A 14,375-nucleotide genomic window follows, 5' to 3' on the forward strand; every position below is an offset into this window, starting at 1 on the left:
CTCTGGCTAGTTTAGCGGGCTGATTCTGGGCAACTCCCTCGTGTGGGGGTCAGGGGGACGACGGCGGATTGACCGGTCCGGTGGCGGGGAGCACCTTGTAGTCCGCCGCTGCCGACTGCGCCGATTCGACCGACTCGCCCTGGTTGCAGAAGATGGTGTAGGTCAGCGAGTAGTCACCGGCGCTGCTGGGCGACCAGGTGAACTTGGTGTCGTTCACCGGCGTCTGCTTCTGGCCGTTGATGTAGAGCGCGCGACCTATGAGGTTCTGCCCGGCCGGGCATATCGCGGAGCCGAACGAGACCACGATCTGCGAGTTTGCCGTGCCCTGGCCCGACGGCGGATGGACGGTGACGCTGTCGCCCGGAGTCGGGATCGGGGTGACCGGCCCATAGACCTTCACCGTGACCGTAGTGCCCTTCGGAACCGGGCCCGTCGGGTTCACGGAGTAGACCGTGCTCACTTTCGAGCTGTCGGTTGCGGCGCTGCCGGTCTGGACGTCGGTCACCATGCCGAGAGTGTCGAGCCTTTGGCGTGCCTGGTCGGCGGTCAGGCCGACGAAATCCCCCTCGGCGATCTGAGCCGTCGTACTGGTCGGGGTGGTCGTCGCCACCGGCGTCGGTGTTGTGGACGGGGCCGATTGGGTCGTGCTGGTCGAGGCCGCCGGGGTTTTGCCGTTCGGCTGAACGAGCAGTGCGATGATCGTGCCGATCAGGACGAGCACGAGCAGAGCGATGAGCGCGATGAGCGGCCACGTCCAGGGACTGCGCTTCTTTTCTTCCGCCTCCTCGTCTGTCGTTTGCTCTCCGGCGCTCTGACCGGCGGCGGAAGGCAGGATGGCCGTCGCCTGGGTCGCCGCGCCGCCTGGCGAGGTCATGAGCACGGTCGCGGTGTCGGTCGCGGCGGCCGCGCCGAGGATCGCGGGGACCGAGGCGGCGGCGGCACGCACATCCCCCCTCCGCAGCGCCTGGGCGGCGCGGGCGAGGTGCGCGGCGGAAGAGGGGCGATCGGCGGGGTTCTTCGCGATGCAAGTGAAGACGAGGTTGCGGACCGGCTCGGCCACGATGGCGGGGAGCTCCGGCGGAGCCTCGTTGATCTGGGCCATCGCGATCGCGACCTGCGACTCGCCGGTGAACGGTCGCCGGCCGGCGAGGCACTCGTACGCGACGATGCCGAGCGAGTAGATGTCGGTCGTCGGTGAGGCCGGATGGCCCGACGCCTGCTCGGGCGAGAGGTACTGGACCGTCCCCATCACCTGACCGGTCGCGGTGAGCGGCACCTGGTCGGCGATGCGCGCGATGCCGAAGTCGGTGATCTTCACCCGGCCGTCCGGCGTGATCAGCAGGTTGCCCGGCTTGATGTCGCGGTGAACGAGACCGGCGGTGTGCGCCGCATGCAGCGCGGCGGCGGTCTGCGCGACGATGTCGAGCGTGCGGTCGGTGCTGAGGATGTGCTCGCATTCCAGGATCGTCGAGAGCGCTTCCCCGGGCACGAGCTCCATCACGAGGTAGGCGCTGCCCTCTTCTTCGCCGTAGTCGTAGACGTTCGCGATGCCTTCGTGGTTGACAAGCGCAGCGTGACGGGCCTCGGCGCGGAAACGCTCGAGGAAGCCCGGGTCGCCGAGGTACTCGTCTTTGAGGATCTTGATCGCCACCGTGCGGCCGATGACGAGATCGGTGGCCTGCCAGACCTCGCCCATCCCACCGATCGCGATCCGCGACTGCAGCTCGTATCGTCCTACGAAGGTGAGCCCTGCTGTGGGTCTCATTTATTCAGCACCGCCTCTAGTACTTTCTTCGCGATCGGCGCGGCAATCTGGTTGCCTGTGCCGCTCTGACCACGTCCACCGCCATTTTCCACGACAACTGCCACAGCGAATCGAGGGTCATCGGCCGGCGCGAATCCGGTGAACCACAGCGTGTACGGGTCGTTCACCCCGTTCTGCGCCGTTCCCGTCTTCCCGCCGACTTGAACCCCGTCTATTCTTGCATTGCTTGCCACACCACGATCAACGCCGTCCACCATCATTTGCTTGATCGTGTCAGCGGTCGACTGACTCATCGGCTGAGAGAACTCCTTCGCCTGAAAGCTCTCGATCGTCTGTAGGTCGGCCGAGCGGATCGAGTCCACCAGGTTCGGGGTCATGAGCTTTCCGCCGTTCGCGACCGCGGCGGAGACCATCGCCATCTGCAGCGGGGTCGCCTGGTCGTCCATCTGCCCGAACGAGCCCAGAGCGCGCTGCGCCGGGTCCGTGTACAGCGGGTAGGTGCTCTTCTCCACCGGGATGGGGATGCTCAGCGACTGGTTGAAGCCGAACTTGTCGGCCTGGTCCTTGATGACCTGTGGTTTCAGCTGCATTCCGAGCTCCGCGAACGGGATGTTGCAGGAGAGGATCTGAGCGGTCGCGATCGACACGGTATCGCCCGGGCCGCAAGTGGAGAGCGAGTCGTTCTTGACGATCGTCGGCGAGCCGGGCAGCTGGAGCGACGCGAGGTTGGGCAGCTGGCTGTTCTCGGTGTAGTCGCCGCTGCCGAAGGCCGCAGCGCTCATGACGGGTTTGAACGTCGAGCCCGGCGGGTTGAGATCGCCGCCGATGGTCCGGTTGATGAGCGGATCGCCCGAGGCTTCGATCAGGCGCTGGTAGGTGGCGTTGACGGCTTCGGTGTCATGGCCGGCGAGCGTGTTCGGGTCGTAGTTCGGCTTCGAGACCATCGCGAGGATGCGGCCGGTCTTCGGCTCCAGGAGCACCACGGCGCCCTGCTGGTCGCCGAGCGCATCCCACGCGGCCTGCTGCGCCACCGGGTCGATCGTCGTCTCCACACTGGCGCCCTGAGGGTTCTTGCCGGTGAGGACGGCGTTGATGCGGTCGAAGAACTGCGAGTTCGAGGTGCCGCTCAGCTTGTCGTCCAGAGCGCCCTCGAGCCCGGTCGCTTCGCCGTTGAGCGGGTAGAACCCGGTGACGGCGGAGTAGAGCGGGCCGTTCGAGTAGACGCGCTGCCATTTGTACATATCGGTCGAAGGGACGGACTGGGCGATCGGCTGGCCGGCGACGAGGATGGCGCCGCGCTGGGCCGCGTAGCTGTCGTTCCGCGCGCGGGTGTTGCGTGCGTCCGCGGCCAGCGCATCCGTCTGGAACACCTGGATGATGGAGGTCGACACCAGCAGGGCGAGGAACATCGCCAGCACGACCGTGCTGACGCGTTTGATCTCGCGGTTCATCTCAGCTCACCACCAGTCGGGGTTGGTTGCGGACGGTGTCGGAGAGCCGCAGAAGCAGAGCGACGATGATCCAGTTCGCGACGAGCGAGGAGCCGCCCGCCGCCAGGAGCGGTGTGGTCAGACCGGTCAGCGGGATCACGCGGGTCACGCCGCCGATCACGATGAAGCACTGCAGCGCGACCGTGAAAGAGAGCCCGACGGCGAGGAGCTTGCCGAAATCGTCCTGTCCGGCGAACCCGATGCGCAAACCGCGGGCGACGAAGACGAGGTAGAGCGCGAAGATGGCGAAGAGACCGGCCAGGCCGAGCTCCTCGCCGAGGCTCGCGATGATGTAGTCGCTGCGGGCGACCGGCGTGACCCACGGCTGGCCCTGGCCGAGTCCAGTGCCGATGAGGCCGCCGTGCGCCAGTCCGAACAGTCCCTGAACCAGCTGGTACGAACCGCCGTCCTCCTGGTACACGCGCTGCGAGAAGGGGATCAGCCAGTTCTCGAAGCGGTCGTGGACGTAGACGAGAACCTGGCTCGCGACGAAGGCGCCGCCGACGATGAGCAGCAGGCCGAGGAGGACCCAGCTGATCCGCGAGGTCGCAACGTACAGCATCACGAGGAAGAGGCCGAAGATCAGCAGACCGGTGCCCAGGTCGCGCTGGAAGACGATGACGGCCACCGACATCAGCCAGACGATCATGATGGGGCCGAGGTCTCGGGCGCGCGGGAAGCGGATTCCGAGCGCCTTCTTGCCGACCGCCGAGAGCGAGTCGCGTGCCTGCACGAGGTAGCCCGCGAAGAACACGGCGAGGCAGAGCTTCGCGATCTCTCCGGGCTGGAAGCTGAACGGCCCGATCCCGATCCAGACGCGCGCGCCGTAGATCTCCTTGCCGATGCCGGGAAGCATGGGCAGAAGGAGCAGCACCAGCGCGGCGAATCCGAAGATGTAGGTGTAGCGCTGTAGCACGCGGTGGTTCCGGATGACGACGATGACTGCGATGGCGCAGACGATGGCGATCCCGGCCCAGGCGATCTGCTTGATACCGTCCGCGTTCCAGCCGGTCACCTTGAAGTGGATGTCGATGCGGTAGATCTCCGCGATACCGATTCCTGTGAGCACTGACGCGATCGGGAGGAGGAACGGGTCCGCTTGCGGCGCGACGAAGCGCAGGGCGATGTGCATCCCGATCACGATCGCGGACAGGCCGGCGCCGAAGTAGACCAGCGTGAGGTCGATGTGGCCCAGTGAGCCGAGCTGGACCAGCACGATCGCCGCGGCATTGATTCCACAGGCGATGATCAGGAGGAAAAGTTCCAGGTTGCGCTGCTTCGCTGGCAGGCGCAACCGTTTGACCGGACCGGTGTCCGGTCTGGCCCGGCGGCGCTCGCCCACGCTACTGCCGGACATCGCTCAGCCTGTCCACGATGGTCTGCGCCGCGGCGAGGTCGGTGGCGTTGATGGTTTGCTGCACGAGCTGCTTGTCGTAGACGGGGAGGTCGCTGACGGGAACATCCGATTCCTTGTAGACATGCGAGAGCACGATCGGGCCGAGGTTCTGCTGCACGCCCTGGAAGATGGCGACATTGCCCGAGGACGACTCACCGACGAAATAGCGGGACTGGGTCCACTGGTAGCTGACGAGCACGGCGACAGCGATGGCGACGAGGAGCGCGGCCAGCCCGATCCTCCAGGTCAGCCGCCGCCGGCGGAAGCGGCGGGCGTCTTCCTCGATGAGTTCGTCGAGGTAGCCCTCCGATTCCGACTCGAAGTGGGTGGGGCCGGTGGCCGGGCGGATGGGGTGGATGCGCAGGGTGGGCAGCCGTGAAGCGCGGGTGACCGGTCTGGGCTCGCCGAACTGCAACGGCGCGGCGGCGGAACCCACGGTGATCGGGTCCTTCACGACATCCCCGCGGGAGACATCGCCGATGTCGAGGACGACGGCGGTGACATTGTCGGGGGCGCCGGCGTCCAGGCTCTGCTTCAGGAGCTTGTCGGCCACCTGCTTCGGGCCGTCTTTGGCGGCGAGTGCCGCTTGGAGGTCGTCGTGCTTGACGACGCCGCTGAGCCCATCGGAGCAGATCAGCCATCGATCGCCGGGTTGCGTCTCCAGAGTCCAGGTGTCGATCTCGGGAGAGGCGTCCACATCGCCGAGCACGCGCATCAGAACGGAACGGCGAGGATGGACCATCGCCTCCTCTTCGGTGATGCGGCCGCTGTCTACGAGACGCTGCACGAACGTGTGGTCGGTGGAGACCTGCTTGAGCTCTCCCGCGCGGAAGAGATAGATGCGGGAATCGCCGATGTGCGCGAGCGCGATCTGGTCGCCGACACGGATCATCGCGCTCACCGTCGTGCCCATCCCGGTCAGCTCGGGGTGTTCGAACACGGTCTCGGCGAGGAGCGAGTTCGCGGCGATCAGCGCGGATTGCAGCGCGAACTCCGCCTCCGACGCGCTCGCGTAGTCCCTGTCGGCCTCGCGGATGCGGCCGACCGCGATCGCGCTGGCGACATCGCCGCCGGCGTGGCCGCCCATCCCGTCGGCGACGACGAAGAGGTCCCGCCCCGCATAGCCGGAATCCTGGTTGTTCGAGCGGATCTTCCCGACGTGGGAGACAGCCGCTGCCCTGTTCGCAGCCACGGCCTACCGTCGCAGCTCGAATGTGGTCGTCCCGATCTTGATCGGGGTGTCGAGCGGGACCTGGGTCGGGACGGTCACGCGGCGGCCGTCGAGGAATGTGCCGTTGGTGGAGTCGAGGTCCTGGATCATCCACTCGTCGTTCCACAACAGCAGGCGGGAGTGGTGGGTCGAGGTGTAGTCGTCTCGGATCACGAGACCGGACTCGTTCGAGCGGCCGATGGTGATCGGATCGCGGCCGAGGGCGAGCTCGGTGCCCGCGCGCGGGCCCGAGGAGATCACGAGCCGGTGGGCGGTCTGAACGCTCGCTTTCGTGCCGCCCGCCGTGTTGGCGCCGGCGGGAAGAGTGGAGACGGGCGCGTGCTGCAGGACCGGCCCGGTGGGTTCGGCCACGCCGGCGGGCGCCGCAGCGGGGAACGCCGCCTGCGCCTCGGGGAGCTTCCGAACGCGCTGGCCGAACAGGTCGGTGCGCAGTGCGTAGACGATGCCGAAGACGCACAGCCAGAGCAGCAGCAGAAAGCCGAACCGGAGCACGAGGAGGGTGAGCTCGGACGGGTTCACGATGGCCCCCAGAAGTTGTCGCGGGCAGCGCCGCCGCTGCTTGCGGGCGCGGCCTGCGGCAGCACGCGGAACACGATCCGGGTCCGGCCGATGGCGATGACCGAGTCGGGGTCGAGGATGGCCTTCCCGACCGGCTCCCCGTTCAGTTTCGAGCCGTTCGTGGAACCGAGATCCTCCACCTGGGCGCGGTTGCCATCCCAGGTGATCATGACGTGTTTGCGGGAGATGCTAGTGTCGTCGACCGTGATGTCGGCTTCGCTGCCGCGGCCGACCACCGTGCGGGCGTGTGTCAGCGGGTAGTGTCGGCCGTTCACATCCAGCACGGGTGTCCAGGCGATTTCGCTCTTGACATTCTCAGAGTCGACTTCCAGCATCCCGACTGCGATGTCCGGATCCTCCCGCAGCTCGATCGAGAGCCCCCCGGCAAACTGGTAGCGCTGGGCGGCGGCGTGCTTCTGCGCGAACGAGACCAGCTCGTCGGTCAGCGCAATGCCCATCGAGCGCATCCGCTTGTGATCGGCGGGCGACATTCTGAGCACGAACCGGTTGGGTGCGAGCACCCGATCGCGGGAGACCACAGCGGCCCGGGTGTCCAGCTCCTTGCGGAGCGCGCTGGTGAGCTCCACCGGCTGCAGCCCAGAGCGGAATGTCTTCGCGAACGCGCCATTGACGGCGCGCTCAAGCCCCCGCTCGAAGTTGTCCAGTATGCCCACAGTCTCCCGCTCCCGGCTTGCCAGCTACATGCATGTTAGTCGGAACGAATGGAAAGGCACCTCATCCCGGCTGGCTATTGACGGAAGATGCTTCGCAGAGGGGGATCGCGATTCGTAGTCGGAGACCTCACCGTGTTACAGTCTCCTGGTTCGCGCGAGTGGCGGAATTGGCAGACGCGCTGGCTTCAGGTGCCAGTGCCCGCGAGGGCGTGGGGGTTCAAGTCCCCCCTCGCGCACGGAAAGCGGAAGACCCCCGAGATGATCGGGGGTCTTCTTCGTTTCGGCCCCGAGTAAGGGGCGATCGCGGTGGGGAAACGATCGGTGCGAGAATCGGCAGCTAGAAGAGCGCGGCCAGCGCACGCAGCTCGTCGGCGAAGACCAGCGGAACGACCAGGTCCAGCAGGCCGCCGATCCCCGCCGTGAGCAGTGCGGCGCCGGCCGCGATGACGATGAGTGCCGCGAACAGCCGCAGATAAGCGTTCCCGAGGGTCTTCTCCCGCAGGACCGCGAGTACCTCTCGCGCCCGAGCCTTCCGCCGCCCCCGTGAGCGGAAGCATGTGATCCAGCGTGGTCATCGTTTCACCCCTTTACTGTCTGGCCGACATGCCCAGTCCATCGGACGGCGCTTCGCCGGACATCGGGCTACAGGCGGGGATCGCGTCATCCGTGGGGATGAGCCGGGCTCGGGCGCGCTGCGCTAGATTCGTTAGTACACTAACGAATAGGGGCGACCATGAGCGGACGGTTCGCGGCCTGGTACGCGCGGTGGAATGAGAAGCTCATCCGCATCGCCGGGCCGGCTCAGCTCGGGGCGGGCCGGCCCGAGGGGCCGGACGTGCGATCGGTGGCATCCCCATACCCGATGTGCGGCAACCCGATGTCGGAGCACACGGTTTTGCGCCCGGGCGGCCAGCGCGACGCGACCCGGCTGGTGTGTCCCGCAGCCTGAGGGCGGGGAGGCGAGCGATCAGTCGGCGCGCACCGCGGCCGCGACGAGGGCGTTCAGACCCTCTCGGAGCGATTCCAGCTCGCTCATCGGAAGCCTCAGGCGTTCCACGATGCGCGGCGGGATCGTCTTCGCTTCGGCTCGCAATGCGCGTCCCTCGGGCGTGAGTGTCACGTCGAGTGTCCGCTCATCGCTCACTCTGCGCTTGCGCACAATGTAGCCGGTGGATTCCAGGCGCTTCAGAAGGGGGGAGAGTGTCGCGGGTTCCAGCTGGAGAGTGGCGCTGAGGTCCTTGACCGAGCGCGGATCGCGCTCCCACAGAGCGAGCATGACGAGGTACTGCGGGTGTGTCAGAGAGAGTGGCGCCAGCATCGGACGGTAGAGCGCGATGACGCTGCGTGTGGCCACGGCGAGACCGAAACAGACTTGGTTCTCCAGGGCGAGCAGGTCATCGGACACGACAGCCATCCTACGCCGCCGCGTACGTGCGGGTTTGTTTGCTGCCCAAGCGATATGAATGATAGTTTCACATTATGCATTTGACATGGAAGTCATTTTCATCCCTTGCCGTCGCAACCGGGCTCATCCTCATTGCGTCGGCCATTCCCGCCTCGGCCGATCCTGCGACGACCGGCTTCACCAAATGGGTCAAGACCGCAGACGGCTACGGCTACGACCCTGCACAGCCCGTGTACTACACCAAGGACTCCAAGGAACAGATTCAGATTCCGACGGAGTACACATCGAAGGAACGCGATTTCCGTTCGTCGTGGGTGGCCACGGTCAACCAGCTGAACGTGCCCCTGCCGAAGAGCGAGTCCGATTTCAAAACGAACTACCAGGGCATCCTGGATCGTTTTGAGAACGACGGCCTCAACGCGATGATCTTCCAGGTGAGCCCCGCTCTGGACGCCTGGTACCGCTCGGAGCTGAGGCCGTGGTCGCAGTTCCTCAGCGGCAAGCAGGGCGTCGACCCGGGCTATGATCCGCTCGAATGGATGGTCGAGCAGACCCACGCGTGCGGCATGGAGTATCACGCCTGGCTCAACCCTTACCACGTGACCACCGTTTCGGTGAAATCGGCTGCGGCCCAGCTTGGCCTGACCGAGGCGCAAGCAGCGTCTCTCTCCGCGAGCGAGGCCATCGCCGCGTTCGCCGACGCGGGGCTGCTGGCGCGCGACAACTTCGCCGTGAAGAACCCCGAACTGGTGCAGCTGTTCGCCGGAACGCTCTTCCTCGACCCCGGCGAGCCGGAAGCGCAGCAGCATGTCATCGCGACGGTGCGCGAGCTGGCTGAGAACTACGACATCGATGCCATCCACATCGACGACTACTTCTATACCCTATCGCGACGCGACCTACTACGGCGACCTCGGCGAGGACCGCGCCACCTTCGAGAAGTACGGCATCCCCGCCGGCTACCCCGACACGCCCGAGAGCATCGCGCAGTGGCGGCGCGACAACATCACGAGCCTCGTCTCCGGCATCCACCGCACGCTCGGCGAGCACAATGAGGCGACCGGCAAAGCCGTCCAGTTCGGTGTGAGCCCGTTCGGGATCTGGGAGCACAAAGCGCACGACCCGCGCGGCTCGGACACACCCACGAGCTCGTCGTCCACGTACTCGAAGCAGGTCTACGCGGACACTCTCGGCTGGGTGAAGGCCGGCATCCTCGACTACATCGTTCCGCAGATCTACTGGAGCTTCGACCAGCCCGCGGCGCCGTACGGTGAGATCGCGCGCTGGTGGAACAACGCCGTCGAGGGCACGAATGTGCGGCTCTACATCGGTCAAGCGAACTACAAGTACACGCTGTTCGGGCCCAAGGAGGTCGCTTGGACCAACCCGGACGAGGTCCCGAACCAGCTTCTCTTCAACCAGACTCTGAAGAACGTCAGCGGTTCCGTGATGTTCAGCTACCGCGACATCGTGCCGGGGTCGACCGCGGGCCTCACCGGGACCGCTCTCACATCCATGGAGGCCAAGAACCGTTCGATCGAGCGGATCTTCGGTGAGATGTACGCTCAGCGCGCCCTGACGCCGGCCGATCCGACCAAGGCGGACGCCGGACTCAAGGCGCCGACCGGTGTCGCGTTGAACGGCAGTGTGGTGAGCTGGAGCGACGGGTCGACGGGTGTGACGCGCGCGTTCGCCGTGTACCGGGACGGTCTGCTTCAGCGTGTCTCGTCTACACGAACGGCGACGCGGACTACTCGTTCGAGCTGGGCGGCGCACGCTCCGCTGGCACGGTCTCCGTCGCCGCGCTCGACCATGCGATGAATGAGACAGCTCGTGTCTCGCCGGCCGCCGAGGTCGTCACGCCCCCGGCCCCCGAGACGATCGAGCCCCCGGCCACGACGGGGACTCGCAGAACTCCGCCGTCACGAGCGCGGCGGGACGCACCGGAAACCTTGCCGAAACGGGCTCCGATGTCGTGCCGAGCATGCTGATCGCGGCGGTTCTGCTGACCGCCGGGGGAGTGGCTCTGCTGCGCCGCCGCTACTCGGCGCGCGAGAACTCGGAGGCGCGAACGATCTGATCGGGCGTCAACGTGACGCCGGTATAGCGCTCGAACTGCCGCGCCGCCTGCAACGCGATCACTTCCGCTCCTGTGATCAGCGACTTGCCGTCGGTGCGGCTCGCTGTGATCAGAGGTGTCTCCGCGGGGAAGGCGACGACGTCGAACACGGTATCGGCGCGCCGGATGTGCGTCTCGCTGAAAGCGACGGCGTCTTCGTCGGCACCGCGCATCCCGAGCGGTGTGACGTTCACGATGACATCGAACTCGGCGGCTGGTTCCCCCGCCACCCAGCGGTAGCCGTACCTGCTGGCCAGAGCCAGCCCGGCCTGCTCGTTCCGGGCGAAGACGGTCAGATCGTCGAAGCCGCTCCCGCGGAAGGCCGCGACGACTGCTTTGGCCATGCCGCCGGAGCCGCGGACGAGCACGCGCTTGGCAGTGTCCACGCGGTGCTCGGCCAGCAGTTGCGCGACCGCTTCGTAGTCGGTGTTGGAGGCCGAGAGCAGGCCGTCCTCGTTGAGGACGGTGTTGACCGACTCGATTTCGAGCGCGGACGGCGCCTTCGAGGTCGTCGGTCGTGAACGCCTTGTAGACGATGTTGAGGCCCAACTCGTCGTACAGGAAATTGTGGAACCGTGTGCCGATGTTGCTGGGACGTCCGGAGAGAGATGCAGACCTGCATGTCCTTAGTTCAGGATGGGCATGCCGATATTCTCGCAGGCGCTCGCCCGCTCGGCTCGGCCCGGCGAAAACGCGCAGTGAAAGCACTGTCTTTCGACGATTCAGGGACAGCGCGGAGTGCGACCGGTTGCGTTCACAGCTTGACGACAGCTGGGGGCATGGCTCACTCTTGATCTTATGACTGCCACTCAGGGGTTTCTCCCGCGTGGCGCACGCAATCCCGGGTCGCAGGGCGCGCTGAGGCACTTGAACCAGGAGCGGCTCGTCGAGTTCCTCCTGTCCAATGGCCCCTTCACCCAGGCAGAGCTGGCGCGCGGGACGGGCCTGTCCACCGCTACTGTCTCGAACATCGTCCGCGACTTGGTTGCGAAAGGCGTCGTCGGCACCTCGCCGGTCACCTCCTCTGGCCGCCGGGCGCTGCTCGTGCAGCTGACCGACACCGGCGATATCGCGGTCGGCATCGACTTCGGCCGCCGGCACGTCCGCATCGCCCTCTGCACCCTCGGCTACAAGGTCCTCGCGGAAGAGGCGCTGGCGCTCCCGCTTGGCTACGACGTCGGCTGGGCCCTCGCCGAAGCGGCCCGGCTCCTCGACCGGATGCTCGCCGACGGGTGTCACGATCGTCAGTCCGTCCTCGCGGTCGGCGTCGGCATCCCTGGTCCGATCGACCGCCGAACCGGGACCGTGCTGCAGGGCGCGATCCTCCCCGAGTGGGTCGGCGTGAACCGCCGGGACCTCGAAGACGTCCTTCGCTTCCCCGTCGTCGTGGACAACGACGCGAACTTGGGTGCGCTCGCCGAAGTCACCTGGGGTGCGAACCGCGGCGTCCGCAATCTCGTTTTCGTGAAGATCGGCTCGGGCATCGGTGCCGGCCTCATCCTGAACGGGACGCCATACTACGGTTTTCTCGGAATCACGGGGGAGCTCGGCCACACCCCCGTCGTCGAGCAGGGTCTCATCTGCCGGTGCGGCAACCGCGGCTGCCTGGAGACGATCGCCTCCACGACGGTGATGATCGAGTCGCTGAGCCGTGGCCTCGGCGCGCCGGTCAGCACCGCTGACATTCTGCGTCGTGGCCTCGAGCGGGACCCGGCGGTGCTCCGGGTCGTCGGGGACGCCGGTATCGCGATCGGCAAGGCGATCGGCAATGTGTCCAACATGATCAATCCCGAACTCATCCTCATCGGCGGGCCCTTGGTCGGACTCGGAGAAGCCCTCCTCGAACCCATCCGCCGCGGCAGCAAGCACAACGCCTTCCCCGTCATCGCCAGCACTACGCAGCTCCGGATCTCCTCTCTCGGCGACCGCGCGGAGTCCCTCGGGGCCGCCGCCCTCGTCATCCAGGGCGCCCTCGTCGACACTCCGTGACGGCCGCGGAGGCGGGTGGGGCCGAATGCCTTCCCTGCGGGCGCGGGCGGAGGGGTGGCTGAGGCTCGGCGAGGGCGCGGGTTGTTATCGATCCGTTGTCTCTACTGTTTGACGATAAGGCCGGATGTTTAGTTTACTACTAAAGCGCATCTATGCATGTAAAAGCGCAGAACAAGAACGAATTACATCGAGGAGCGACGATGCCGTCGAACGCAGTGATCCTGCAGATGCGCGCCATCACCAAGGAATTTCCGGGGGTGAAAGCTCTGGATGATGTCTCCCTGACCGTCCACGCCGAAGAGATCCACGCGATCTGCGGCGAGAACGGTGCGGGCAAGTCCACGCTGATGAAGGTCCTCTCCGGCGTCTACCCGTTCGGAACCTACAGCGGCGACATCGTCTACCAGAACGAGATTATGCGCTTCAAGGACATCAAATCCTCGGAGCAGCAGGGCATCGTGATCATCCACCAGGAGCTCGCGCTGATCCCCGAACTCTCGATCACCGAGAACATCTTCCTCGGCAACGAGCCGGTCCGCTTCGGCGTCATCGACTGGCGTGAGGCCAAATCGCGCGCCGTCGAACTGCTCGCCCGCGTCGGCCTGAGCGACGACCCCGACACGCAAATCAAGAACATCGGCGTCGGCAAGCAGCAACTCGTGGAGATCGCCAAGGCGCTCAACAAGCACGTCAAACTGCTCATCCTGGACGAGCCGACCGCCGCCCTGAACGAAGCGGAGTCGGCTCACCTGCTCGACCTGATCGTCGGCCTGAAGCACAAGGGCGTCAGCTCCATCATCATCAGCCACAAGCTCAACGAGATCGAGAAAGTCGCCGACCAGATCACGATCATCCGCGACGGCCGCGCGATCGAGACCCTCGACGTGAAAGCGGACGGCGTGGACGAGGACCGCATCATCCGCGGCATGGTCGGCCGCTCGCTCGAGAGCCGCTTCCCGGACCGCACCCCCGACATGGGCGAGGTTCTCTTCGAGGTCCGCAACTGGGTCGTTCAGCATCCCCAGGTCCCCGAGCGTCTGGTCGTGAAGAACTCCAGCTTCACTGTCCGCCGCGGCGAGATCGTCGGCTTCGCGGGACTCATGGGCGCCGGTCGCACTGAACTCGCGATGAGCGTCTTCGGCCGCTCCTACGGCACCTTCGTCTCCGGTGAGCTCTACAAGGACGGCAAACAGATTCAGGTTCGCACCGTCTCCGAAGCCATCGACAACGGTCTCGCCTACGTGAGCGAGGACCGCAAAGTGCTCGGCCTCAACCTCCTGGACGACATCAAACAGTCGATCGTCTCCGCGAAGCTCAAGAAGATCGCCACGCGCGGTGTCGTGGACGACCAGCGGGAGTACGCGGTCGCGGAGGAGTACCGCAAGAGTCTCCGCATCAAAACACCGGATGTCGATCGCGGCGTCGCGACCCTCTCCGGCGGCAACCAGCAGAAGGTCGTCCTGGCCAAGTGGATGTTCACCGACCCGGACATCCTGATCCTGGACGAGCCCACGCGCGGCATCGACGTCGGCGCCAAATACGAGATCTACGCGATCATCCAGCAACTGGCCGCTCAGGGCAAAGGCGTCATCGTCATCTCTTCCGAACTTCCCGAGCTGCTCGGAATCTCCGACCGCATCTACACGATCTTCGAGGGGCAGATCACCGACGAGCTCCCGATTCTCGAGGCGACGCCCGAGGCCCTCCTGAAAAGCATGACATCCGCCAAGAAGAAGGCAACCCGATAA

12 protein-coding genes, 1 tRNA gene and 2 pseudogenes are annotated in these 14,375 nt (G+C 66.0%); 7 read left to right on the plus strand and 8 right to left on the minus strand.

Features of this window, described 5'->3' with window-relative positions; translation table 11 throughout:
• Window positions 1-49: 49 nt before the first annotated feature.
• The 6 genes from O159_RS00125 to O159_RS00150 are packed head-to-tail and all read right to left on the minus strand — an operon-like array spanning window position 50 to window position 7,114.
• The gene (locus O159_RS00125; RefSeq protein ID WP_043993387.1) at window positions 50-1,765 is read right to left on the minus strand and encodes a serine/threonine protein kinase; all 1,716 of its coding nucleotides are present in this window, start codon (window positions 1,763-1,765) and stop codon (window positions 50-52) included.
• Window positions 1,762-3,216 carry a peptidoglycan D,D-transpeptidase FtsI family protein gene (locus O159_RS00130; protein WP_021753756.1) on the minus strand — a complete coding sequence of 485 codons (1,455 nt, stop codon included), beginning with the start codon at window positions 3,214-3,216 and terminating at the stop codon, window positions 1,762-1,764. Before O159_RS00130 ends, O159_RS00125 begins: the two co-directional genes overlap by 4 nt.
• A 1-nt stretch (window position 3,217) precedes the next feature.
• Entirely contained in the window at window positions 3,218-4,612 is a 1,395-nt protein-coding gene (locus O159_RS00135; RefSeq protein WP_043993388.1) for an FtsW/RodA/SpoVE family cell cycle protein, read from the minus strand.
• Window positions 4,599-5,843 (minus strand): PP2C family protein-serine/threonine phosphatase, encoded by a 1,245-nt coding sequence (locus tag O159_RS00140; protein ID WP_021753758.1) that lies wholly within the window; start codon window positions 5,841-5,843, stop codon window positions 4,599-4,601. The genes O159_RS00135 and O159_RS00140 overlap by 14 nt, the downstream gene beginning before the upstream one ends.
• A 3-nt stretch (window positions 5,844-5,846) precedes the next feature.
• Entirely contained in the window at window positions 5,847-6,401 is a 555-nt protein-coding gene (locus tag O159_RS00145; protein WP_021753759.1) for an FHA domain-containing protein FhaB/FipA, read from the minus strand.
• Window positions 6,398-7,114 (minus strand): FhaA domain-containing protein, encoded by a 717-nt coding sequence (locus O159_RS00150; protein ID WP_021753760.1) that lies wholly within the window; start codon window positions 7,112-7,114, stop codon window positions 6,398-6,400. Before O159_RS00150 ends, O159_RS00145 begins: the two co-directional genes overlap by 4 nt.
• A gap of 152 nt (window positions 7,115-7,266) precedes the next feature.
• Between O159_RS00150 and O159_RS00155 the strand changes: the two genes are divergently transcribed.
• Together O159_RS00155 and O159_RS00160 are read left to right on the plus strand one after the other, a co-directional pair.
• Window positions 7,267-7,350 (plus strand) — tRNA-Leu (locus O159_RS00155).
• A 497-nt stretch (window positions 7,351-7,847) separates the two neighbouring features.
• Window positions 7,848-8,063 carry a hypothetical protein gene (locus tag O159_RS00160; protein WP_021753761.1) on the plus strand — a complete coding sequence of 72 codons (216 nt, stop codon included), beginning with the start codon at window positions 7,848-7,850 and terminating at the stop codon, window positions 8,061-8,063.
• An 18-nt stretch (window positions 8,064-8,081) separates the two neighbouring features.
• On the opposite strand, the gene O159_RS00165 is transcribed toward O159_RS00160, so the two are convergent.
• Window positions 8,082-8,519 carry a MarR family winged helix-turn-helix transcriptional regulator gene (locus O159_RS00165; RefSeq protein WP_081689908.1) on the minus strand — a complete coding sequence of 146 codons (438 nt, stop codon included), beginning with the start codon at window positions 8,517-8,519 and terminating at the stop codon, window positions 8,082-8,084.
• A 74-nt stretch (window positions 8,520-8,593) separates the two neighbouring features.
• On the opposite strand from O159_RS00165, the gene O159_RS16115 reads away from it, so the two are divergent.
• The 3 genes and pseudogenes from O159_RS16115 to O159_RS16650 form a co-directional block, all read left to right on the plus strand.
• The gene (locus tag O159_RS16115; RefSeq protein WP_144267484.1) at window positions 8,594-9,574 is read left to right on the plus strand and encodes a glycoside hydrolase family 10 protein; all 981 of its coding nucleotides are present in this window, start codon (window positions 8,594-8,596) and stop codon (window positions 9,572-9,574) included.
• The gene (locus O159_RS00175) at window positions 9,468-10,340 is read left to right on the plus strand and encodes a glycoside hydrolase family 10 protein (RefSeq protein ID WP_269078396.1); all 873 of its coding nucleotides are present in this window, start codon (window positions 9,468-9,470) and stop codon (window positions 10,338-10,340) included. The genes O159_RS16115 and O159_RS00175 overlap by 107 nt, the downstream gene beginning before the upstream one ends.
• Before the next feature lie 142 nt (window positions 10,341-10,482).
• Window positions 10,483-10,599: pseudogene (locus O159_RS16650) on the plus strand (hypothetical protein); the annotation flags it as partial.
• Here the strand turns inward: O159_RS16650 and O159_RS00180 are convergent.
• Window positions 10,560-11,282 (minus strand): annotated as a pseudogene (locus tag O159_RS00180) (shikimate 5-dehydrogenase). The pseudogenes O159_RS16650 and O159_RS00180 sit on opposite strands and share 40 nt — an antisense overlap.
• 154 nt (window positions 11,283-11,436) lie before the next feature.
• Between O159_RS00180 and O159_RS00185 the strand changes: the two are divergent.
• Both O159_RS00185 and mmsA read left to right on the plus strand, forming a co-directional pair.
• Window positions 11,437-12,627: an ROK family transcriptional regulator gene (locus O159_RS00185; protein ID WP_043993391.1), complete on the plus strand. Its 1,191-nt coding sequence runs from the start codon at window positions 11,437-11,439 to the stop codon at window positions 12,625-12,627.
• 200 nt (window positions 12,628-12,827) lie between these two features.
• The gene (gene mmsA / locus O159_RS00190; protein ID WP_021753765.1) at window positions 12,828-14,375 is read left to right on the plus strand and encodes a multiple monosaccharide ABC transporter ATP-binding protein; all 1,548 of its coding nucleotides are present in this window, start codon (window positions 12,828-12,830) and stop codon (window positions 14,373-14,375) included.

It is taken from the genome of Leifsonia xyli subsp. cynodontis DSM 46306, assembly GCF_000470775.1.
Classification (GTDB): Bacteria; Actinomycetota; Actinomycetes; order Actinomycetales; family Microbacteriaceae; genus Leifsonia; species Leifsonia cynodontis.

Excerpts from the sequence above, each read along its gene's own strand:
- O159_RS16115 (WP_144267484.1), top strand. The coding sequence starts at position 8,594 with ATGCATTTGACATGGAAGTCATTTTCATCCCTTGCCGTCGCAACCGGG.
- mmsA (WP_021753765.1), top strand. The coding sequence starts at position 12,828 with ATGCCGTCGAACGCAGTGATCCTGCAGATGCGCGCCATCACCAAGGAA.
- O159_RS00130 (WP_021753756.1), bottom strand. The coding sequence starts at position 3,216 with ATGAACCGCGAGATCAAACGCGTCAGCACGGTCGTGCTGGCGATGTTC.
- O159_RS00125 (WP_043993387.1), bottom strand. The coding sequence starts at position 1,765 with ATGAGACCCACAGCAGGGCTCACCTTCGTAGGACGATACGAGCTGCAG.
- O159_RS00160 (WP_021753761.1), top strand. The coding sequence starts at position 7,848 with ATGAGCGGACGGTTCGCGGCCTGGTACGCGCGGTGGAATGAGAAGCTC.
- O159_RS00135 (WP_043993388.1), bottom strand. The coding sequence starts at position 4,612 with ATGTCCGGCAGTAGCGTGGGCGAGCGCCGCCGGGCCAGACCGGACACC.
- O159_RS00185 (WP_043993391.1), top strand. The coding sequence starts at position 11,437 with ATGACTGCCACTCAGGGGTTTCTCCCGCGTGGCGCACGCAATCCCGGG.